Source organism: Virgibacillus sp. SK37, from assembly GCF_000725285.1.
GTDB lineage: Bacteria > Bacillota > Bacilli > Bacillales > Amphibacillaceae > Virgibacillus_Q.
The window spans coordinates 347,655-369,452 of the sequence record NZ_CP007161.1; the positions used below are offsets into that span (position 1 = coordinate 347,655).

At 39.5% G+C, this 21,798-nt stretch carries 21 protein-coding genes and 1 pseudogene; 21 read left to right on the forward strand and 1 reads right to left on the reverse strand.

All coding sequences use genetic code 11. The annotated features are described in order from the left end of the window. The first annotated feature begins 303 nt into the window (after positions 1–303). The 9 genes from X953_RS01830 (at position 304) to X953_RS01870 (ending at position 11,389) form a co-directional block, all read left to right on the forward strand. Entirely contained in the window at positions 304–1,653 is a 1,350-nt protein-coding gene (locus X953_RS01830) for a cytochrome ubiquinol oxidase subunit I (RefSeq protein WP_040954112.1), read from the forward strand. After that, positions 1,653–2,666 (forward strand): cytochrome d ubiquinol oxidase subunit II, encoded by a 1,014-nt coding sequence (locus tag X953_RS01835; RefSeq protein WP_040954113.1) that lies wholly within the window; start codon positions 1,653–1,655, stop codon positions 2,664–2,666. Before X953_RS01830 ends, X953_RS01835 begins: the two co-directional genes overlap by 1 nt. 27 nt (positions 2,667–2,693) lie before the next feature. Further along, entirely contained in the window at positions 2,694–4,424 is a 1,731-nt protein-coding gene (gene cydD / locus X953_RS01840; protein WP_040954114.1) for a thiol reductant ABC exporter subunit CydD, read from the forward strand. After that, the gene (gene cydC / locus X953_RS01845; protein ID WP_040954115.1) at positions 4,421–6,136 is read left to right on the forward strand and encodes a thiol reductant ABC exporter subunit CydC; all 1,716 of its coding nucleotides are present in this window, start codon (positions 4,421–4,423) and stop codon (positions 6,134–6,136) included. The genes cydD and cydC overlap by 4 nt, the downstream gene beginning before the upstream one ends. 86 nt (positions 6,137–6,222) lie before the next feature. Further along, positions 6,223–6,690 (forward strand): hypothetical protein, encoded by a 468-nt coding sequence (locus tag X953_RS01850; RefSeq protein WP_040954116.1) that lies wholly within the window; start codon positions 6,223–6,225, stop codon positions 6,688–6,690. A 759-nt stretch (positions 6,691–7,449) separates the two neighbouring features. Then, entirely contained in the window at positions 7,450–8,094 is a 645-nt protein-coding gene (locus X953_RS01855; RefSeq protein ID WP_369792714.1) for a TetR/AcrR family transcriptional regulator, read from the forward strand. A gap of 2 nt (positions 8,095–8,096) precedes the next feature. After that, positions 8,097–9,005, forward strand: coding sequence for an ABC transporter ATP-binding protein (locus X953_RS01860; protein ID WP_040954117.1), 909 nt, complete (start codon positions 8,097–8,099; stop codon positions 9,003–9,005). After that, a complete protein-coding gene (locus X953_RS01865) occupies positions 9,005–10,603 on the forward strand; it encodes an ABC transporter permease (protein ID WP_040954118.1) in 1,599 nt (532 codons plus the stop codon). Before X953_RS01860 ends, X953_RS01865 begins: the two co-directional genes overlap by 1 nt. 63 nt (positions 10,604–10,666) lie before the next feature. Further along, positions 10,667–11,389 (forward strand): EcsC family protein, encoded by a 723-nt coding sequence (locus X953_RS01870; RefSeq protein ID WP_040954119.1) that lies wholly within the window; start codon positions 10,667–10,669, stop codon positions 11,387–11,389. Between the two features lie 102 nt (positions 11,390–11,491). Here the strand turns inward: X953_RS01870 and X953_RS20460 are convergent. Beyond that, positions 11,492–11,650: pseudogene (locus tag X953_RS20460) on the reverse strand (Uma2 family endonuclease); the annotation flags it as partial. 248 nt (positions 11,651–11,898) lie between these two features. On the opposite strand from X953_RS20460, the gene X953_RS01875 reads away from it, so the two are divergent. From X953_RS01875 to X953_RS01930, 12 genes are all read left to right on the forward strand, one after another. After that, positions 11,899–12,939 (forward strand): hypothetical protein, encoded by a 1,041-nt coding sequence (locus tag X953_RS01875; RefSeq protein WP_040956916.1) that lies wholly within the window; start codon positions 11,899–11,901, stop codon positions 12,937–12,939. Next, positions 12,926–15,094: a molybdopterin oxidoreductase family protein gene (locus X953_RS01880; RefSeq protein ID WP_040954120.1), complete on the forward strand. Its 2,169-nt coding sequence runs from the start codon at positions 12,926–12,928 to the stop codon at positions 15,092–15,094. Before X953_RS01875 ends, X953_RS01880 begins: the two co-directional genes overlap by 14 nt. Continuing rightward, positions 15,095–15,670, forward strand: coding sequence for a 4Fe-4S dicluster domain-containing protein (locus X953_RS01885; RefSeq protein ID WP_019378826.1), 576 nt, complete (start codon positions 15,095–15,097; stop codon positions 15,668–15,670). A 12-nt stretch (positions 15,671–15,682) separates the two neighbouring features. Then, a complete protein-coding gene (locus X953_RS01890) occupies positions 15,683–16,207 on the forward strand; it encodes a Rieske (2Fe-2S) protein (RefSeq protein WP_040954121.1) in 525 nt (174 codons plus the stop codon). Continuing rightward, positions 16,197–16,403, forward strand: a complete 207-nt coding sequence (locus X953_RS01895; protein ID WP_040954122.1) for a hypothetical protein — start codon at positions 16,197–16,199, stop codon at positions 16,401–16,403. Before X953_RS01890 ends, X953_RS01895 begins: the two co-directional genes overlap by 11 nt. Then, on the forward strand, positions 16,393–16,704 hold the full coding sequence (locus X953_RS01900; RefSeq protein WP_040954123.1) for a hypothetical protein: 312 nt from the start codon (positions 16,393–16,395) through the stop codon (positions 16,702–16,704). The genes X953_RS01895 and X953_RS01900 overlap by 11 nt, the downstream gene beginning before the upstream one ends. Beyond that, positions 16,694–16,978: a hypothetical protein gene (locus tag X953_RS01905; RefSeq protein ID WP_019378830.1), complete on the forward strand. Its 285-nt coding sequence runs from the start codon at positions 16,694–16,696 to the stop codon at positions 16,976–16,978. Before X953_RS01900 ends, X953_RS01905 begins: the two co-directional genes overlap by 11 nt. After that, positions 16,971–18,467: a nitrate/nitrite transporter gene (locus tag X953_RS01910; RefSeq protein ID WP_040954124.1), complete on the forward strand. Its 1,497-nt coding sequence runs from the start codon at positions 16,971–16,973 to the stop codon at positions 18,465–18,467. Before X953_RS01905 ends, X953_RS01910 begins: the two co-directional genes overlap by 8 nt. A 105-nt stretch (positions 18,468–18,572) precedes the next feature. After that, positions 18,573–19,247 carry a sensor histidine kinase gene (locus tag X953_RS01915; protein WP_019378832.1) on the forward strand — a complete coding sequence of 225 codons (675 nt, stop codon included), beginning with the start codon at positions 18,573–18,575 and terminating at the stop codon, positions 19,245–19,247. Next, on the forward strand, positions 19,244–19,897 hold the full coding sequence (locus X953_RS01920) for a response regulator transcription factor (RefSeq protein WP_019378833.1): 654 nt from the start codon (positions 19,244–19,246) through the stop codon (positions 19,895–19,897). The genes X953_RS01915 and X953_RS01920 overlap by 4 nt, the downstream gene beginning before the upstream one ends. Continuing rightward, positions 19,887–20,357, forward strand: coding sequence for a hypothetical protein (locus tag X953_RS01925; protein ID WP_019378834.1), 471 nt, complete (start codon positions 19,887–19,889; stop codon positions 20,355–20,357). The genes X953_RS01920 and X953_RS01925 overlap by 11 nt, the downstream gene beginning before the upstream one ends. Before the next feature lie 15 nt (positions 20,358–20,372). Beyond that, positions 20,373–21,704 (forward strand): PAS domain S-box protein, encoded by a 1,332-nt coding sequence (locus X953_RS01930; protein ID WP_040954125.1) that lies wholly within the window; start codon positions 20,373–20,375, stop codon positions 21,702–21,704. Positions 21,705–21,798 lie beyond the last annotated feature (94 nt).

Genomic DNA, 21,798 nt, shown 5'->3' on the forward strand with positions numbered 1-21,798 from the left:
GCCATAGTTGCTTATTTTGATGATGAGTACCTTTAGATAAACGGGCGTCTGCGAGTTTGCTCAACCATTGTGTAAAGAGAAAGAATTAAGGGTATATAAATATAACTTATCTGGTTCAATTAAATGTTCAATTAATGTCATAGATTCGTCATTTACTTCCTCCCCATTGTAGTGATTAATGGTTTATACTATGGGTATAGTAATAATTAATGACTGTGAAGTATACTTGTTTGATCAGTACTGAGCAATCTAATCTAAAAAAATAGCTGTAAATATTATTTTTGACTTCAGGGAGGTTTTAGGGTGTTTGATATGGATCCGGTGTTAATGAGCCGTTTGCTCACAACCATGACACTTTTATTTCACATTATTTTTGCAACACTGGGTGTTGGGGTTCCTTTATTTATATCTATTGCAGAGTTTATAGGAATCAAAAAGAAAGATCCACATTATCTTATGATGGCCAGAAGATGGGCAAGAGGCTTTGTTATTACAGTTGCTATTGGGGTAGTTACCGGTACCGCAATTGGCTTACAGCTCTCCTTATTATGGCCTAATTTTATGCAGGTAGCTGGTAATGTAATTAGCTTACCATTATTTATGGAAGTTTTTGCGTTCTTTTTTGAAGCGATTTTCCTTGGTATTTATCTATATACATGGGATCGGTTTAAGAATCAGATGATTCACTGGGCATTTTCCCTCCCTGTAATTATTGGTGGAGGAATGTCCGCGGTGTTTATTACGACGGTTAATGCCTTTATGAATACCCCTGAAGGTTTTACTACTGGACAAGACGGTTTTGTCACCATTAATCCGATTCAAGCAATGTTAAATCCGGCCACTCCAACAAAGGTATTCCATGTGTTGGCATCTTCCTATGTGACCGTAGCGGCTATTCTTGCAACAATTGCTGCATTTAGCCTGTTGAAAAAGAAGTCATCTGAATACCATAAAAAAGCATTGAAGTTAACCATGACGGCTACGTTTATTTTTGCTATCCTTACTGCAATAGCTGGTGATATGTCGGCGAAATTCCTTGCACAAGAACAACCGGAAAAGCTTGCTGCAGCTGAGTGGCATTTTCAAACAGAGGAAGGTGCAGATCTAATTCTGTTTGGGTGGTTAAACGAGCAAGATATGCCTGTAGGTGCTATACGATTACCTGGATTATTAAGTTTTCTTGCCCACGGAGACTTCAGTAGTGAAGTGACTGGGCTGGAGGAAATACCGGAGGATGAGCGTCCACCATTATGGATCCATTATATGTTTGACTTAATGGTTTCTATTGGAATGGCTCTAGTGTTAATTCCGTTGCTTTATTTAATTTTAATGAAGACGAAAAAGTGGAATGAGCATCATAAATGGATGCTACGTCTAATTGTGTTAGGCGGTCCACTTGCTATGCTCTCCATTGAGTTTGGTTGGATTTATGCCGAAGAAGGTCGCCAACCATGGATTCTGCGAGGCTTTATGAAGGTGGAAGAAGCTGCAACAACTTCTCCATATGTAGGTTTAATGTTTATCTTCTTTTTCCTCTTATATGCAACACTGGCGACGGTAGGAATTATTGTTCTACGCAAACTCTTCCGTAATAATCCAGTAGAAGTGGAATTGGAGAAAAAGTATCCTTCGATTGAAAAAGGTGATGCGTAATGACATATGAAATAATTGGTATTACTGTATTGTGGTTATTCCTATACGGATATTTGATTGTTGCTTCGATTGATTTTGGAGCAGGTTTCTTTTCCTACTATGCGAAGAAAACAAAGAAAGATCATATTATTAATCAATTAATTTCCCGTTACCTTTCTCCTGTTTGGGAAGTTACAAATGTGTTTTTTGTGTTTTTCTTTGTTGGGATTGTCGGCTTTTTCCCTGATACAGCTTTCTATTATGGCACAGCATTACTCGTGCCGGGGAGCATTGCGATAATTTTGCTGGCAATCAGAGGTTCTTTTTATGCGTTTGAAAGCTATGGTTCAAAACAAAGTAATGTATATATGTTCTTGTATGGGGCAACGGGGTTATTAATCCCTGCGTCCCTTTCTACAGCATTAACACTCTCTGAAGGTGGTTTTATTACAGAAACAAATGGTGAGATAACTATGAATTATCTCAAGCTATTTACGAGCCCGTATTCTTGGAGTGTAGTATTTCTGGCAATTGTATCTGTGTTGTATATAAGTGCTACCTTTTTAACATTTTATGCATCTAGAGCAAATGATACTGAGGCGTTAAAGCTCGTTCGAAAATATGCATTATTTTGGGGAACACCGACAATTATTGCAGCATTGACTACTTTTATTGCTTTAGGGCAACATAATCAAAGACATTATGATCGTATGCTGGATCTTTGGTGGGTTTTCGGTCTTTCTATGGGATTCTTCATGATCTCACTTGGATTGATTTATATTGGGAAGTATTATGGATTGGCATTTATTAGTGTTATGCTACAGTTTTTCTTTGCTTTCTTCGGCTATGGTGCAAGCCATTTGCCGTACATTCTAGATCCATATATCACAATCTATGAGAATGCAACCCATCAATCAACAGGAATTGCCCTGATTATCGTATTTATTGCTGGCCTATTTCTATTAGTACCTTCTTTAATTCTATTAATGAAGCTTTTCTTGTTCAACGCAGATTATGTCAAAGGGAAGAAATAATCACTATCCAGATTGGGGATAGAGCTCATGACTAGTTTAAAAGCTTATATGTTAACAAAGAAAAAAAGCCTTATGATTATGCTCTGCTTATCTATATTAATTGGAGTGATGATTGTAGCACAGGCTTATCTGTTAGTTACCATAATAGATGGTGTTTTTTTACAAAAGCAATCATTCAACGAAGTCCTTCCATTACTGGGAGGGCTGCTTTTCGTATTCTTTCTTAGAACCTTATTCAGTTATCTGAGTGGGCGCACTGGCGTTAAGCTTGGTGCTAAGGCAAAAAGCTTCTTTCGAAAATCCCTTTTGAAAAAGTATTCTCGAAATCCACTTCAAGCGTCCTTGCAGGGACAGTCGGGTCAAAAGGTAAGTATGATGATGGATGCCGTTGATGAAATGGATAGTTATTTCAGCAGTTACATCCCTCAAGTGATCCGCTCAGCCTTTATTCCATTACTAATTTTAGTGGTGGTGTTTTTGGAGCATGTAAATACAGGGTGGATCATGCTGATCACCTCTCCATTTATTCCTATCTTTATGATCATTATCGGGCTACAAACAAAGAAAAAGTCTGAAGAGCAAATGGAAAAACTAGGGGAGTTTTCTGGTAGATTCCTTGATACACTCCAGGGGCTTGTTACTCTTAAAATTTTCGGCCAAGCTAAGCGTCAGGTTGAAATGATTAGGCAGAGCAGTTTAGGTTTTCGTGATGCAACAATGGAAATCTTGAAAATTGCTTTTACCTCTTCCTTTATGCTTGAACTTATATCCATGCTGAGCATAGGTATCGTAGCACTTGAAGTTGCGCTTCAGTTGATTATTTTTGACGGCATCACCTTCTACACGGCCTTTTTGGTACTCATTCTTACTCCTGAGTACTATACAGGTTTAAAAGATTTAGGCAGCGCTTTTCATAATGGACAAACAAGTATAGGAGCGGCCAAAAAAGTGATGCAGGAACTCCAGCAAGAGGAACAGGTGGTAGTATGGGGCGCGGTAGATCTTGCGAGTGAACTTCCGCCACGCATATCTATACAGGATGTAGGGTTTAGCTATGGCGAAGAGCAGTTTTCACTTAGTGGGATTCAAGCTGAATTAGCACCCAGGTCAAATGTAGCAATTGTCGGTAGAAGCGGTTCAGGGAAAACCACTTTACTACACCTTTTAGCAGGGCTTCTTCCTGTAACTGAAGGAAGTCTCCTTGTGAACGGGGGAAATCTTACTTCATACAAAGAAGAAGCATGGTTCAATCAACTAAGTTATATTTCACAGCATCCGTATATATTTGCTGGTACCATTTCGGATAATATAGCTATTGGTGCAAATAGATCTGTAACAAATACAGAAATAAAGGCAGCTGCTGAACAGGCAGGTATTGCAGAAATGATTGAGCGCTTGAAAGACGGATATGAAACAAAGATTGGTGAAGGTGGAAGGGGTCTCTCCGGGGGAGAAATGCAACGGGTTGCTTTAGCACGTGCATTTTTAAAACGTCCATCTGTTATCTTTTTTGATGAGCCGACAACAGGCTTGGATGTGCATACAGAAAAGGTATTACAGACTTCCATGGAAAAGCTATCAGAGCATGCAACAGTAATTACTGTTGCACATCGTCTTCATACCATCAAAAAGGCAGACATCATTCTCTACTTGGAGAATGGAAGACTAAAAGCTTCTGGCAAGCATGACAACTTACTCCAAACCGTCCCGGATTATCGAAGGATGGTATCCATACAGCAGGAAGGTGAAACACAATGAATGATTTAGCCATTGTTACCAAGCTGATGTTTAAGGAAAAAAGAGATATCGTATTATCCATTGTATTGGGATTTGTTGCTGGCTTAGCGACTGTTTTCCTTTTTGCAGCAAGTGGTTATCTGATTTCCAAAGCAGCTTTGTCTGCTCCTATCTATGCACTTGCTTTATTGATTGCTTCCGTAAAAATGCTCAGCTTCATACGTGCATTCAGTAAATATGGGGAGAGGTACTTTTCACACCGGGCAACCTTCACTGTTTTAAGTAATTTGAGGGTATCTTTCTTTGAGAAATTGGAGCCACTAGCACCAGGTATTTTCCAAAAATATCGCAGTGGAGATCTTCTTTCGAGAATAGTAGGCGATGTTGAAAGTCTGCAAAATTACTTTTTACGCGTGTTTTATCCACCAATCGTTCTTGTTTTGGTATTTTTAAGTACCATCCTGTTTACGTCATTTTTCTCATTCTTTGCGGCGATCCTGTTATTTGTCGGATTAATTTTGACAACATTTGTAATTCCTGGTCTGTTTGCTTTAAAACAGCGAAAAATAGATTCCCATGTCAGAACACAGCGAGGGTATCTTTCGACAGAGGTTGCAGAATTTCTCCATGGTTTTCGTGATTTAAAAATTTATCAAAAATTGCAAGGTAAAGAGCAAATGCTTGAGGAGTCTTCAGACACGTATATTAACCAACAGGAGACGGAAAATAAAGCAATTCTCTTTAGCCAATCAGTGAATATATTCGTAACTCTCTTTATTACATGGTCTATTCTTGCTATGGGGGCTTATTTTATTGGAGTGGGTGAACTGGATGGGATCTTCCTGGCGATGCTTGTTATGATCTCCATTACTGTGTTCGAAGATGCTTCACCAATGGCCATATTCCCTATCTATTTTAATGATACGAAACGAGCTGCAAACCGACTATTCTCTGTAGTTAGTGATACGGAGACGGAACAACATAAAAGTGGCTTACAGGAAGGCGAATTAAATGAGGTACCCAATATAGAGATGCGAAATGTCCAATTTTTGTTTCCGGGGGATCTGCGGAAAACACTGGCGGATATTAATCTAAGTCTTCCTGCTGGTTCTAAAACAGCTATTGTTGGTGCAAGTGGTTCTGGTAAATCAACTGTCATGCAATTACTGTTGAATATATACGCTGTAGAGGAAGGGGAAATATGCTTTGACAATATACCTCTAACTCAAGTAAAGCAAGAATCGATTTGGGAGAAAGCCAATGTGGTACTACAATCCAACCACTTTTTCTATGGAACAATCCGAGATAATCTGTTGCTAGCGAACGCTTCATTAGTTGATAAAGAGCTTCAGGAAGTTCTGGAAAAAGTTCACCTCGGTTCGTTTGACCTGGAGGACCCTGTCTATGAAAGAGGGGAAAACCTGTCGGGCGGGGAGAAGCAACGTTTAGCCATAGCAAGATCATTATTGAAAAATAAAGGATTATGGTTCCTCGACGAACCTACGTCCTCCATTGATGCCATAACGGAGAAAAAGATTTACAACCATATTTTCCAACAGGCTAAGCATGATACGCTTGTGCTGATTAGCCATCGTTTAATAGGAATGGAAAATATGGATCAAATTATTGTCATGGATCACGGCCAAATCGTAGAATGTGGCACGTATGAAGAACTTATGCAAATGAAAGGTTACTTCTATCAAATGAAAGAAATAGAGAAAAATTTGCTTTAACGTGAGAAATAGTTGTACCTTTTCCAGCTACATGTATGATTTAATAGGTATGTAACAAGAAAATAATGTAGTTTGGTGAGTGACTTATGAGTAAATGGTTTTATATAAACTTTTTAGGAGTAACTGTAGTTATTTGGTCTCTGTTTAATCAAACTCCCGTTTCTGTATATGTGTGGTTTGGTTATGTAGGTGCCTTACTAATTATATTTAATTGGACAAGGCATGCTGTCTTTTCAACCATACGCGATTCTTCCATTCGCAAGAGGAAAGTTCGTCTTGCAACACTTTCAAAGAAAATTTTACCCTATCATAAATGGGTGGGTACTTTGGCGCTTGTAGTTGTCTTGATTCATGGCACGCTCGTTATAGAGCGCTATGGTTTTCAATGGGGTTATCCTAAAATGATGGCTGGCATCATAACAGCAAGTATTTTAATTCTCCAGGTAACTACTGGCTGGATGCGTTTATATAGACCTACAGTTAAGAAGCGTAAGACTCACATTTATTCTGGCATGACGCTTTTCTTCCTGCTCGTGCTGCATATAATTTTATAATTGAAGAAGACAAGGGTGATTCTCTTGTCTTTTTTATAGTTCTAATATATATGTTGGGGTTATTCAATGATTCGGAAAATATATAAACTGCGACGTAACTTGATAGTACTCTAAGCGGCCGTTGCGGAAAACACACTTCGCTTTCCATGGGCAACGCTTCAGCTTCCTCGGAAGAAAACCACTTCCTGCGGGATCTTCAGCTGTTGCTTTTCCCACAGGAGTCTTCGTGTTTTTCCTACACTGGTAAAGTGGTTAGATATTAACCCGCTATTTATGGTTTAAAGCAGATACAAATTGATTGGAGCGGAAGGGGGGCGACTCCTACCGGAATAGCATGAGCTGAAGACCCTGGACGTAGCGTAGCGGAGGAAGCGGCTGAAGCCATGCCGGTGGAAAGCGTCCCCCTTCAGTGGAAATCAATGGGTGCATCCACTTCCTTGAAATAAGATATCATTTAGTTACTTCGGAGTTTCCTCCAACTGCGAAAGTACAAAATACGTTTGGTCCCCAACCTTTGAAGTAGAACCTTTTTTATGGATACCACAAATGAGAGACCGGCGGAGAATGAGAGAGAGCGCGTATACCAAATGAGAGATATCACTGGTAAATGAGAAGCACATCATCAGAACCCTTCCTTCTACCCCTAGTAAAGTTTTTAATCTCCGCCACTATGTTGACCACTCCGGTCTAATTAAGTTACAATGAAATCGACCACACTGGTCTGAAATTGTGCGAATTACATAAACTGATTAAGGGAGGTTGAAGCTCATTACGGAGAAGTTTGAAAAGCTGGGTAGGCCGAAACAAGTTCGTATTATCCATGCCGCACTCAAAGAATTTGCTGCAAAGGGGTTTGAGCAGGCGTCTACAAATCAAATTGTTAAACATGCGCAAATTGGCAAAGGAATGCTTTTTTACTATTTTACAAATAAGCAGGAGCTTTATCAGTACTTGGCAGATTACTCACTTGATCTCATTATGAATGAATACTTACAGCATATTGACCAAACACAACCCGACTTCATTGAACGAATGAAGCAGGCTGTTCGGGTTAAAATGAGTGCATTTACTGAGAATCCCTATGTTTTTAACTTTCTAGGCACCATTTTATTGGCAAAAGAGACTCATTTGCCTCAGAAGCTGGAAAGACGAATTCAAGAATTACAAGAGATTGGAAACAAAATTATATATGACGGAATTGATCTTACGTTTTTTCGGGATGACGTTGATGTAGACAAAGCATTTCAACTCCTTCGGTGGTCAATAGAGGGTTACCAGAATGAGCTAATAACACAGTTGTCCGGAAAGAAATTAAGTGAAATGGATATGGAGCCATATTGGGAAGAATTCTATGACTATCTTGACGTATTGAAAACCAGTTTTTATAAAAAACAGGGGGGATGAAGATGGGTATCGTTGATGTAAACAATTTAACGAAGCAATTTGGGAAGTTTACAGCCTTAGATGGGGTAGATTTAACAGTAAACGAAGGTGAAGTGTTTGGTTTTATAGGTCCTAATGGTGCTGGAAAATCAACAACCATTCGGGTGCTCCTTGGTATCATAAAAGCTACTGCAGGTCAGGTGGAGATATTCGGGAAAGATGCCTGGAAGGATGCTGTGGATATACATAAGCGCATTGCTTATGTACCTGGTGATGTAAACTTATGGCCGAATTTAACCGGTGGGGAAGTTATTGATCTGTTTCTCCGTTTAAGAGGTGGAAATAACAAAAATAAACGAGAGGAACTGATCGAGATGTTTGATTTAGATCCTTCCAAAAAGTGCCGTACGTATTCCAAAGGGAACAGGCAGAAAGTGGCACTTGTGGCTGCTTTTTCTTCGGAAGCGGATTTGTATATTCTCGATGAGCCTACCTCTGGACTGGATCCGTTGATGGAGCAGGTTTTTCAGCAATGTGTAGGAAGGGTGAAGGAAGAAGGTAAGAGTGTTCTGCTTTCGAGTCATATTTTATCCGAGGTGGAGAAGCTATGTGATCGTATTGGCATCATTCGTCAAGGTAAAATGATTGAAACAGGAACATTAAATGAACTGAGGCATTTAACGCGCACACATTTACTTGTGGAGACGAAGCAACCTATGAAAGAGCTAGAAGAGTTGACTGGGGTTCATGCCTTGAAAGAAATGGAACAGGGTCTTTCCTTTCAGGTTGATACAGAACATCTGGATGCAGTCATGAAATATATTAGTCAGTTCGGCGTGTTAAAGTTGGAAAGCGCACCACCAACATTGGAAGATTTGTTTATGCGGCACTACGACAATAACGATAGCATAAAGGCGGGAGGTGCTTCCTGATGGAACGATCTCTTGCGAAAAATACGGGTTCTTTACTTCGATTTATAGGAAGACAAGATCGAATGCGTATTCCTTTATGGCTTCTAGGTATTTCTTTCTTTACTCTTATAGTTCCTGTGGCCTTTAAAGATATGTATCCGACACAGCAGGAAAGGGATGTCATGGCTAAAACAATGGAAAACCCCGCTATGACGGCAATGGTCGGTACTGGAAATCTTGATCACTACACGATTGGTGCTATGACCGCACATCAAATGTTACTCTTAACGGCGGTGGTCGTAGGTCTGATGAGCATTCTCCTGCTGACCAGGCATACGCGCGGAGATGAGGAAGAAGGACGTAGTGAATTAATTCATTCCTTACCCGTAGGGCGACTTGCGAATCTTCAGGCGGCATGTATCGTAGTAATTGGCACAAACGTGTTGCTTGCTCTTATTATAGGATTTGGTTTATACGCTTTAGGAATCGAAAGCATGAATTTGGAAGGTTCTTTGTTATATGGAGCCATTCTCGGAGGAACGGGGATTGTTTTTACAGGAATGACAGCGCTATTTTCTCAGCTTTCCGAGAACTCCCGAAGTGTAATTGGATATTCTATTGCACTGCTAATTACCGCTTATTTGGTTAGAGCTGTAGGTGATGTAAGCAATGAGGCATTGGCATGGTTTTCCCCTTTGGGATGGGTCACCCAGGCAGAAGTATATGCAACAAATAACTGGTGGCTCGTTATACTAATGCTAGGAACCGCAATTCTGCTCTTTTTGATCGCAGCCTTTTTAAATCTTATAAGAGATCTGGAGGCAGGGTTTTTACCTTCAAGACCTGGAAAAGAAACAGCGTCACCTGTTTTACAACGTCCCATTGGGCTAGCTCTAAAGCTACAGCGTACAGGGACGATTGCATGGGCAGTTGGTTTATTTGTCATAGGAGTTTCGTACGGATCTGTGTTAGGAGATTTGGAAACGTTTTTTGAAGGTAATGAAATGCTGGAAAATATGCTGGTGGATAAGGCAGGATATTCAATGACAGAGCAATTTATCCCAATGCTCCTGATGGTAATGGCTATTCTGGCGACAGTTCCCCCAGTGATGGCGATAGGTAAATTACTAGGCGAGGAAAAGAAAAATCGAGTGGATCATTTGTTAAGCAAAGCAGTTTCCCGCTCAAGGTTACTTGGCAGTTACTTGATTATTGCAATTATAAACGGCTTTATTATGCTTTCCTTAGCTGCGGTTGGCCTTTGGGCTGCTGGCACAGCTGTGATGGATGATGCGTTTTCATTTTGGTCTATATATTCAGCAGCAATAGTATATTATCCGGCAATGCTCGTCATGATTGGGGTAGTGGTTTTTCTAATTGGAGTACTTCCTAAGCTCGCAAGCATAATATGGATATATATCGTTTATTCTTTTTTCGTGCTTTATTTAGGTGGATTATTTGATTTGCCTGAATGGGTTGGCAAACTCTCTCCATTTGGATATATCCCGCAATTGCCAGTAGAAGAAATGGAGTGGCTGCCTGTTAGCCTGCTGCTACTAACTACTATCATTTTAATGGTTGTAGGGTTTATTGGTTACAACAAAAGAGATATAGGATAAACGGTCATGAAAAAAATTCTTTCATATATGGATATAATGGGGTATAGGTAAAGGGTGATACAAGTGGGTGCATATGAAAGACAGGTATACAAAGAAATACAGGAGTGGAGAAGCAAGGTACTGAAGCGCTCCGGCCTGTTTAATCAATTATCGAAGAAAGCTCAAACCAAGGTAAATAGCTATATTCCGGAGAAGGCGCATACAGTAATATCAGATAGTATTAAAAAGATGATAAAAGCAATTTTGGTTGGTTCCGATATTACAACAAAAAAGCGGCAGCCTTACGATGTAAGCCTTTATGCCAGAGATAAACTTTTAAAAGAAAAATTGGCATCCTATCGTAAAACAGCAGTGGTGGAAGGAGCTGGAACAGGAGCAGGTGGTATTTTTCTGGGGCTGGCGGATTTCCCGTTACTATTATCTATTAAAATGAAGTTTTTATTCGAAGCGGCCGCCATTTATGGATACGATACTAAAGTTTATGAGGAGCGCTTATTTCTTCTTCATATTTTCCAGCTTGCCTTTTCAAGTGATGAAATGCGTAAAGAAACATTTAATGTACTGGAAAATTGGGAAAGAGAGAAGGACCGTCTTGCTGATATGGATTGGAGAGTCTTTCAACAGGAGTACCGTGACCATATCGATTTAGTAAAATTACTTCAATTAGTCCCGGGATTTGGTGCTATTATAGGTGCATACGCCAACCATAGCCTGTTAGATAAGCTGGGGGAAACAGCAATGAATGCATACCGCATGCGTTATATAAAGGACTTGACCTTATCCTAGGTGAAGCCCCCGACAACCAAATTTAAATAAACGTATAAAAAAAGCGATCCAATTACCGAAAACGTGTTGGATCGCTTTTACATGTATAAGTTCAATATTCAGCTATTCAACAAAAACCATTTCCAAATTAACAACTAATCCTTCTAAGACTGCTACATGCACTCTGTTTTCCTCCGAGTATACTTCCGGTCTTCCAAATTGGTTATTTTCCTGAAGATGAAACACATTAACCAGTTTTTCCTGAGGCTCGACAATCCAATACTCCTTTACACCACTCTACTCATACTTATGGAACTTTTCAAGCTTATCTCTTCTTCCACCACACCAAAAGTAAAATAGGGGAATTCCCCTCCCAATATCGGGAAGTTCCCTAATTACCGATAATTACCTATCCATCTATACTGAAAGTAAGAGAAAAACAGATGGAGGGAATTCCAATGGAAGCTACTAATTTAAAAGAAACGGTGCAAGATCAGCACCATGCTCCCAAAAAACAAAAGAAGAATTCAATAAATAATGCATTTGCCTCTCATTACGCTAAATCCATGTTTTTGACAGTGCTCGGAATTTTAATATTAATGTTTATCGGAACAAGGATGTTTACCCATGTGGATATGAATTTATATGGATACATGGTTGGTACACTGGTGTTCTTAGGAGGATTCTTTTATCGCTTTATTGCCTGGGGAGAGAGACCTCCAACCAAGATTATTATTAAAAAAGGGATAAAACTACTATTTCGAAAATCTACTCCGAAAACAGCTACAAACCACTTAGCAACATATAAGTTTATCTGGAATAGGGGAATTTACCGATGGACCCAACATTTACTTATTGGTTGGGGAGTTATTATTTCTTGCTTTGTAACATTTCCCCTCGTCTTCAGCTGGATGTATTTCACGATGGAAGAGGGCGGCATGTATACGATTGTGCTGATGGGAATGAACATCATGACCGTTCCTGCAGATGGACTAATTGCTTTTATGTCTTATAATGCGTTGAATTTCAGTGCCGTTATGGTAATCACTGGAGTGTGTATGGCCTTGTATCGCAGATTGAAAAATATGCAGGCGAGAGCAGAGCAGAAATTCCTCTATGATTTTGTGCCATTATATCTATTATTATTTATCAGTATTACTGGATTGCTATTAACCTTTATAAATATATTTTTACACGGAGCAGGACATTACGTTATGTCACTTATCCATCAGTACTCCGTTATTCTTACACTTATCTACCTTCCATTTGGAAAGCTTGCACATATACCGTTCCGACCAATGAGCGTATTTGCTAAAAACTATCGAGAGCATTACGGGGAGAAATCCATGAAGCAATGTAAGGTCTGTGGTACGGAGTTCGTATCTACGGAACAGTCCAAGGATGTTATTGACGTACTGGATCAAAATCAACTGGAATTTAATATGAAGGACGGATTTAATTTGGCGGAGCTTTGTCTGCCATGTCGAAGAAAATATAGGATAGCACGCTTTTCCGGTGTCGCTACACATGAAGTGCCAGTGAAGGAGGCAAATCAAAATGCAAAGGGATAAATTTTTCCGTGAAATAGATAATGTTACACATCCAAATGAAACATTGGTAAAAACTCATTGCAGTTACTGTGGGATGCAATGTGGGATGAACTTACGAGTAGATAAATCAACAAATACAATTATTGGCGTGGAACCACGCTATGACTGGCCGGTTACGGTTGGGAAGATGTGTCCAAAGGGAGTAACTGCATATCAGCAGACAAATCATAAGGATCGGATTTTAAAACCATTAATTCGTGATGATGCTTCCTTAAAAGGAACTGACAAAGGCTTTAGAGAAGCAAGCTGGGAAGAGGCATATGACCTCATTGCTGAAAAGTTCGGTCAGCTTCAAAATGATTATGGAAAAGATAGTCTATCTGTATTTAGCGGTGTGTCCATGACAAATGAAAAATGTTATTTGACAGGGAAATTTGCAAGGGTAGCACTTGGGACAAGATACATTGACTACAATGGACGTTTCTGTATGTCCAGTGCAGCAGGTGGATTCCTAAGAACTTTTGGAGTAGATCGGGGATCAACACTACCTTGGACAGATATTCACGAAACAGATTGCTTATTTATAGCGGGAAGCAATACAGCTGAATGTCATCCAACTTCTATGTTCCGTATTTGGGCAGTGCAAGAAAGAGGCGGCTATCTGATCGTAGCTGATCCAAGAGAAACACCTATCGCGAGAAGAGCAGATGTGCATTTAGACCTTCGTCCAGGGACGGACCTTGCATTAGCTAACGGAATTCTCCATTTATTAATTAAAAATAATTATACAGATCGTGAATTTATTGATAACCATACAAATGGTTATGAAGAAACAAAAGAATTGGTTGCTGAATTTACACCAGAAGCAACAAGTCTAATTACTGGTGTATCCGTAGAAAAAATTGAGAGAGCAGCAGAAATATACGGTAAAGCACCGAATGCTATCGTCATGTTTGCAAGAGGGATTGAGCAGCAGCATAAAGGTGTAGACAATGTATCTGCTTATTGCAATATGGCATTAATCACTGGTAAAATCGGCCGGCCGAAATCCGGTGTAGCTACATTCACCGGGCAGGGAAATGGCCAGGGTGGAAGAGAACATGGTCAGAAGTCTGATCTTTTGCCAGGTTATCGTAAAATAACAAATCCAAAGCACGTGGAAGAAGTATCTAAAGTTTGGGGCATTGAGCCATGTGATATGCCTAAGCCAGGAGTATCAGCATATGAGATGTTTGAGTTAATGAATGAAAAAGAAATACGTGGACTATACTTGCTTTGTTCAAATCCAGCAGTTTCTGCTCCCAATTTGAATGTTGTCCGTGCAGGTCTAAAGAACTTGGACTTCATGGTATGCTCTGATTTCTTTTTATCAGAGTCTGCCGAGTTTGCTGACGTGATCCTGCCATCTGTTACATGGTCAGAAGATGAAGGCACTGTAACGAACCTGGAAGGTAGAATTATTAAGATTAATAAAGCACAGGAACCAATTGGCGAGTCTAAGCCTGATTGGCAAATACAAGTAGAGCTTGCAGAGCGTTTAGGAAAAGGTAAACATTTTTCTCATTTAAAAACAGCCAGAGATGTGGCGGACGAATTCCGTTTGGCATCTAAAGGCGGTAATGCAGATTACTATGGAGCAACATGGGATAAGATTGACAAGCAGGACGGGGTATTTTGGCCATGTAAGGATGGGGATGATCAAGGAACACCACATATGTTCCTTGATAAAAAGTTCTACCATCCAGATGAAAAAGCAAAAATATGTGCTCTCCCTTACAGACCAGCAGCAGAAGAGCCTTGTGAAAACTACCCATTACGTTTAACAACAGGCCGGGTTGTATATCATTACTTATCAGGAAACCAGACAAGAAGAATTCAGTTTTTAAAAGATATGTGCCCGGAGCCGTATGTAGAGGTACATCCTGAAACTGCTGCGAAATATAATATTAAGCATGATGAGCATGTTCTTCTCTTTACCAGAAGAGGAAAGGCTGAATACAAAGTGAAAATTACCGAAGCCATTCGTGAGGATACAGTCTTTGTTCCGTACCACTTTGGACATGATCAATCTATTAATCTGTTAACAATAGCAGCACTTGATCCTATCTCTAAAATGCCTGAATTCAAAGCATGTGCTGCGCAAATAGAAAAACTAGAAGCAAAGAAGGTGCAGTAAATGACAGCAGATAAGACGAAAAAGAGGTTATATATCGAACTGGAGAATTGTATTGGTTGTCGATCTTGTTTGGCTGCATGTACGCAATGTGGTGGACATGAGCAACGAAACAGAAACTATGTGTATGATGTAAACCCATTGGTGAATCGTCAGACAATGCCACTGATGTGCCTGCACTGTGTTGATCCTGCCTGTGCGAGGAGCTGTCCGGCACAGGCCATCCAAATCCATGAAACAGGAGCTGTGCTATCAGCGCTTGTAGAAAAATGTATTGGTTGTCAGAACTGCACCATTGCTTGTCCGTACGGAATTCCTAAGTTTGATGAAGAAGAAAATCTAATGTATAAATGTGATTTATGTATTGATCGGACAAAGGACGGAATCCCGCCAATGTGTGCAAGTGTATGTCCTTCCAATACGTTGCAATGGCTGACAGAAGAAGAGATTGAACAAAAGCAACGTCAACATGATCTTGGTAATGATAAGTGGGTAACAAGCATGCCTTATCTTGAAGGAGAAACAAACGTAAAGGTTAATTTGCCAGGTATTTTGCAAGGAACAACAAAACTCTTTTAGGGGGGAGAAACTATGGCTGAAAAGAAGAATACAGTGCGAGTAGAAGACGATAATTATACGCATAATATAGACAGAAATAATGAGAGAGCTTTGGATAGAAGAGGTTTTATGAAGACATTGGTCGGAGCGGCAGGAGTTTTTGCTGTTTCCTCCCTGCCGTGGGGAACGATTGCAGCAAAAGAATTAATGGGATTAGCTGACAAAGAATATCCAGAGCATAAAATTGCTGATATAAAAGATGTCAAAGTAGGCGATTCAGTAGAATTTCACTATCCGAGCGAGCATGATAGTGCTGTGCTTATTCGGTTGGGTGAAAATGAATTTGTCGCATATCAAAATGCTTGTACCCACCTCAGATGTCCTGTTTATTGGGTGAAAGATCAGCAAGAAATGGTGTGCCCGTGTCATCATGGTAAATTTGATGTGAAAACTGGTGCTCCAACTGCTGGACCTCCAAGACGTCCGCTTCCGGAAATCATTGTTAAAACTAAACAAGGCTCTGTTTTTGCAGTAAGGGTGAAACGTTATGAAGCGTAGCTATATAGGAGTTATCACTCTGGCTATCATTTTATTTTTAGATATTATATGTATGCAATTACTTGTTCACCAGTTTTTTTATGAAAATTATGGGAATGTGTTATTATATATGATAATTATGATAATTCTGTTTCCGGTAGCTTTCATTATTTACAAGAAAGAAAAACACAAAGGAGGCGGTGCAAGTGGCAAGTGAAACATATTTAGACTTTTGCTTTATTCAGGAGCCAACAGGTACGCTAACCGAATTTGTGAATCGTAACTTTCAGGAATTATTTAAATTTGAACGGCGTTTGCATTGGCATTTGGAAGAGAAAATGGAACATGGAGCTGAAATTGTTGTAGCGGAAGTGAAAGGCATGAGCAGGTGGGCGTCCTCTGAAGACATAGTAGAATTCCTGGAAGCTCATGCAGAAGATCAATTCTGGAAGACTCTACAAGGCTATCAATTTAAGGTTTATCCTGTGTCGAAAGGGTGTATCCCGAATGGACGTTAAAGCAATAGACGTAGATAAATTTAAAAATCATCCTGTCTTCGTTTGTATTTATGGTGATCAAAATGAAGACCAGGCACCATGGGTTCGCAGAAATATACTTAAAACAACACTTTGCCCGGATAGCACTCATCTGCGAATATACTTTGATAAGCATTTCTTTTTTGCAGTTCCATTGTCCAGCAAAGTAGACATGTCTGATCATGCTTGGACAGCTTATGACGAAACGACTAGATTACACTATGCAATTAAAAAAGAGGTGAAAGTACATGTTTAAAAAGGTCCAGCTTCCATTACAAACAACCAACCTGATTGTCGGTTTTATGGTGTGGGTTATATTATCCTCTTTGTTAACATTTATTATGGAGGATATTAATATTACACCACAGCAGGCCTCTTGGGTGACGGCGGTCCCTGTAATTCTTGGTTCTGTTCTCCGTGTTCCAATGGGATATCTTACTAACGTATTTGGAGCAAGAAAACTGTTCATGATCAGTTTTATTTTACTCTTATTCCCGGTTTATTACATTAGTATCGCAAATAGTTTCATGGATCTAATTATTGGAGGCTTATTTATAGGTATTGGAGGAGCGGTGTTTTCTGTCGGAGTAACCTCCCTACCAAAGTATTATGCCAAAGAAAAGCACGGATTTGTAAATGGTATCTATGGTGCTGGGAATATTGGTACAGCTATAACAGCCTTCGCAGCACCAGTTATTGCAGGGCAAATTGGCTGGTCATTAACTGTGCAGCTTTATATGGTTCTTTTGGCAATCTTTGTTGTTGCAAACTTCTTTCTCGGGGATAAAAAAGAAGAAATGAAAGTAAAGGCTTCCCTTATAGAGCAGATTAAGGGGGTTTACCGTGATGAAAAGCTATGGTTGTTCAGTTTGTTCTATTTCATCACATTTGGATCGTTTGTTGCTTTCACTGTTTATTTACCAAACTTCTTAGTTAATAATTTTGGTTTGGATTCGGTAGACGCAGGAGTTCGTACAGCTGGGTTTATTGCCTTAACTACTTTTCTCCGTCCATTGGGAGGTTGGCTAGCAGATCGCTTTAAGCCATTTGTTATTTTAATGTACGTGTTTGGGATCTTTACAATAGCAGCCTTAATTCTATCCTTTGCTCCATCCATTGGATTATATACAGTTGGAACACTAGCTATCGCCATTGCTGGTGGAATAGGTAATGGGGTCATCTTCAAACTCGTTCCAATGTATTTTAATAAACAAGCAGGAATTGCTAATGGTATTGTTGCAGCAATGGGAGGGCTTGGAGGCTTTTTCCCTCCATTAATGCTAACCACTTTGTATAGTGTAACCGGCCATTACGCCATTGGCTTTATGGCTTTATCTCAGGTAGCGCTTGCTAGTCTGATTCTCGTTATTTGGATGTACTTTAATAAAAGATTAGCCTTATCAGATGAAATTTTAAATACTACGCCACTTGGAATGATGGTAACAAATAAAAAAGGAAAAATAATTAAAATTAACCCTGCTTTTACGGAGCTTACAGGCTACAGTGAAGAAGAGGCAATTGGCAACAATCCAAATATGCTTAGTTCCGATAAGCATACAAATGACTTCTATGATAACATGTGGGATAATTTAAACAGGCATGGATTTTGGCAAGGGGAAATTTGGAACAAACGCAAAAATGGAGAGTTCTATTTAGAGTTCTTAACTATAAATGCTCTTCGGGATGATGCAGGAGAGGTTACACAATATGCAGGTGTGTTTAGTGATATAACGGATAAAGGGTAAGTTGTTTAATAGCTACTTACGATATGAATTTCATTAGCCTTGGAGTAAAAGCAGAAACGAATGCTTACGTCCCAAGGCTACCTTTTTATATTGGGGAGAATGGGGATGATTGAGTTGAGAGAAGATTTTCATGTTACTAATTATATGAATCAAGTACAGGAAGAAGAGATGAAGCGGATTGCTAATGAATTACATGAGGGGCCAGGGCAGCAGCTTTTCAGTGTAGCGACAGGTTTAGAGTTTCTGCAATCAAGCATACAAGAACCTGGTATGCGTGAGTATGCAAAGGAGCTAAATCAATTATTAAGGCGTACCATAGAAGAAATCAGGTTTATTTCCGCAGAGCTATATCCGATTACATTAGGGAAATTGGGACTTGAAGCTGCTTTGAGAAGTTTTTTTACTTTGTATACGTCCACGTTTGGAGTGGTTGTTCATATGAATCGTTCGGGTGAAAGAATAGAATTATCGGAGAATCTTAGTCTGGCTATTTTTCGATGTTGCCAGGAAGCCTTGATTAACATTGCAGCATATGCAGAGGTGGATGAAGCCGATGTTTATTTTACATGGGAAAAGAAATCATTGAAAATAGATATTAGAGATAAAGGCAAAGGATTTGATAAAGAAGCGGCTATCGCCAACCATCGTATGAAGGGAGTGGCTGCTATGGAGCAACGGATGAAGCAGGTTGGAGGGGAATTTAGCATTACCTCTGAACTTGCACAAGGGACTACCGTTACCCTGCTCCTGCCGATTCAAGAGGGAGGAATGGAACGATGATTCGAATACTATTGGTAGATGATCATGCTGTAGTTAGAATGGGGCTTAAAGTTATGTTAAATGATGTGCCTGAAATGGAGGTTGTAGGCGAGGCTTCCGAGGGAAACGAAGGCATAGAGAAAGCGTTGGAAGAAAAGCCTGATATTGTGCTGATGGATTTAAGTATGCCACATGGAAAGGATGGCTTGTCAGCTACCTCTGAGCTGAAAAAGCAACTTCCTGATACAGCCATATTAATTCTTACCATGCATGATGATGAAGAGTATCTGTTTCGGGCTATTCAGGCAGGCGCTTCTGGATGTGTCTTAAAAAGCGCTCCACATCAAGAACTAATTGAAGCAATTAAATCCGTATGTGCAGGAAATGCTTATCTGCATCCATCTGCTACAAAGCGGCTTATGGATGAATATATAGGGAATCTGAAACAGGATGGACAGGAAAACTATCAATTGTTATCTGATAGAGAAAAAGAAGTTTTAACCCTAATTGCGAAAGGCTACTCGAATAAAGAGATTGGTGAAAAATTAGTTATCAGTGTTAAGACTGTGGAAGCGCACAAAAGTAATTTAATGGAAAAACTACAGATGAAAACAAGACCGGAGCTCGTTTCATACGCATTGAAAAAAGGGTTGTTAGGCTATGGCATTTAATAATCAAAGAGAGGAGTCGACAGAAATAAAAGAGAAATTTTTAGCTGAGTGCAACATGCTAAGAGAGAATATGCAAATTGATTTTGTTGGTATAGCACTACAGCAAACCGAGGGATTAAATATCACATGGCCTTTTGTTAGTGGAAATACAACGAATAAGTATAAGTATATAACTGTCCGGTACGGAAAGGGAATAGCAGGAAAAGTTATTTCTACGGGAGCAGCTTTATCAATAGATAGCTTCCCGGATGGGATCTCCGGAAAACCAACTGAATACCCAATTATGCTTGCAGAGCGACTCTTTGCTGTGTATGCGGTACCAATAAACTTTAAAGGCATGCCAAAAGGAGCTCTATTGGCGGGAATGCGTTCCCCTATAGTGTGGAGTGATACAAACATAAAGCAAGTGAAGCAAATGACTACTGAAATAGAGAAATTATTACCGTACTATTTTAAGTAAGAGGGATGATGTCTTATGAAAAATAAACAGAAACAAAGGGAAATTCGCAGAAATGATCAGGAAGAAGCAACAATAGTAATTGATGCTTCTGGAACCGTTCATTCTATAAACGAACAAGCTGCTCAACTATTTGAACTTACAAATATAGCTATTAAACATATTACTTCCTTATTGCCCGGAATTAATATTGCCTCACTTAAACATGGGACAGTTGCACAGCAATTTGGGGTAAAGGGAGATGGCACTAGATTTCCCCTTTACGTGAGGAAAAATAAATTTCCATTGAACGGAAAAGAGTTAATTTTACTTGTTTTTCATCAAAATAATGATCACACTTTATCTGGTATGGAGCCACAAAAAGTAGTCGATGAATTGATGGATATGAAATACGCACTCGATGCTTCCACTATTGTTGCAATTACAGACCAAAAGGGTCAAATTAAATATGTAAATGATAAATTTTGCGAAATTTCTAAGTATACAAGTGATGAATTACTCGGTAAAGATCACCGCATTATTAACTCCGGGTACCATCCAAAAGAGTTTATGCGAGAGCTTTGGAGAACAATTGCTAATGGGAAGGTCTGGACAGGAGAGATAAAAAATCAAGCAAAGGACGGCAGTTATTACTGGGTGGACACAACGATTGTGCCATTTCTTAACTCCCAAGGGAAACCATATCAGTATTTAGCTATTCGCTCGGAAGTCACAGATAGAAAGAGAATTGAAGAAGAATTGCAAGAGACAATGAGTAAAATAATTACCGTTCAAGAGGAAGAGCGAAAAAGATTATCCCGAGAAATCCACGATGGGATTGGACAGAATTTGTACAGTCATTTAATTACAATTAATCGACTAAGTACAGCGGTTAACCATCCACTTGTAGAACAAATGACAGAGGAAGCTACACAGCTAATTCAGGAAGTGAGAGACTTTTCATGGGCGCTTCGTCCATCTGTACTTGACGATTTAGGGTTAATACCGGCCATTCGATCTTTCCTGAATAGATACTCTGAAAACTATGGGGTGGATGTCTTTTTTGATTGCTCTTTACCTTATCGACTGGATAATAATGTAGAAATTACTGTATATCGAATCATTCAAGAGGCATTAACAAATGTGCGTAAGTATGCCAATACGGACCAAGCCTCTGTTGTTATTCGAGAAGATGAAAAAAGAATACGTGTAGTTATTGAGGATAAGGGGGAAGGTTTTAATCCAGAGGCGCTATCTGAAGGGGTCGGATTGATCAGTATGGAGGAAAGAGCCCGATCGGTAAATGGCCAGCTCTATGTTAAGTCGCAGAAAGAACAGGGCACAACTGTCATCCTGGAGGTACCGGTGTAAAAAAAGAGAGATGAATTGGTTTCATCTCTCTTTTTAGTGTTTTAATATGCCAAGAGGCTCTAATATATTAATCGGACACGTTTATTTAATTAAC

What these genes read in the sequence shown, in the direction of transcription:
- cydC (WP_040954115.1), top strand. Translation starts at nt 4,421, where the DNA reads ATGAATGATTTAGCCATTGTTACCAAGCTGATGTTTAAGGAAAAAAGA.
- X953_RS01850 (WP_040954116.1), top strand. Translation starts at nt 6,223, where the DNA reads ATGAGTAAATGGTTTTATATAAACTTTTTAGGAGTAACTGTAGTTATT.
- X953_RS01920 (WP_019378833.1), top strand. Translation starts at nt 19,244, where the DNA reads ATGATTCGAATACTATTGGTAGATGATCATGCTGTAGTTAGAATGGGG.
- X953_RS01880 (WP_040954120.1), top strand. Translation starts at nt 12,926, where the DNA reads ATGCAAAGGGATAAATTTTTCCGTGAAATAGATAATGTTACACATCCA.
- X953_RS01915 (WP_019378832.1), top strand. Translation starts at nt 18,573, where the DNA reads ATGATTGAGTTGAGAGAAGATTTTCATGTTACTAATTATATGAATCAA.
- X953_RS01925 (WP_019378834.1), top strand. Translation starts at nt 19,887, where the DNA reads ATGGCATTTAATAATCAAAGAGAGGAGTCGACAGAAATAAAAGAGAAA.
- X953_RS01890 (WP_040954121.1), top strand. Translation starts at nt 15,683, where the DNA reads ATGGCTGAAAAGAAGAATACAGTGCGAGTAGAAGACGATAATTATACG.
- X953_RS01905 (WP_019378830.1), top strand. Translation starts at nt 16,694, where the DNA reads ATGGACGTTAAAGCAATAGACGTAGATAAATTTAAAAATCATCCTGTC.
- X953_RS01835 (WP_040954113.1), top strand. Translation starts at nt 1,653, where the DNA reads ATGACATATGAAATAATTGGTATTACTGTATTGTGGTTATTCCTATAC.
- X953_RS01930 (WP_040954125.1), top strand. Translation starts at nt 20,373, where the DNA reads ATGAAAAATAAACAGAAACAAAGGGAAATTCGCAGAAATGATCAGGAA.
- X953_RS01895 (WP_040954122.1), top strand. Translation starts at nt 16,197, where the DNA reads ATGAAGCGTAGCTATATAGGAGTTATCACTCTGGCTATCATTTTATTT.
- X953_RS01860 (WP_040954117.1), top strand. Translation starts at nt 8,097, where the DNA reads ATGGGTATCGTTGATGTAAACAATTTAACGAAGCAATTTGGGAAGTTT.
- X953_RS01885 (WP_019378826.1), top strand. Translation starts at nt 15,095, where the DNA reads ATGACAGCAGATAAGACGAAAAAGAGGTTATATATCGAACTGGAGAAT.
- X953_RS01865 (WP_040954118.1), top strand. Translation starts at nt 9,005, where the DNA reads ATGGAACGATCTCTTGCGAAAAATACGGGTTCTTTACTTCGATTTATA.
- cydD (WP_040954114.1), top strand. Translation starts at nt 2,694, where the DNA reads ATGACTAGTTTAAAAGCTTATATGTTAACAAAGAAAAAAAGCCTTATG.
- X953_RS01910 (WP_040954124.1), top strand. Translation starts at nt 16,971, where the DNA reads ATGTTTAAAAAGGTCCAGCTTCCATTACAAACAACCAACCTGATTGTC.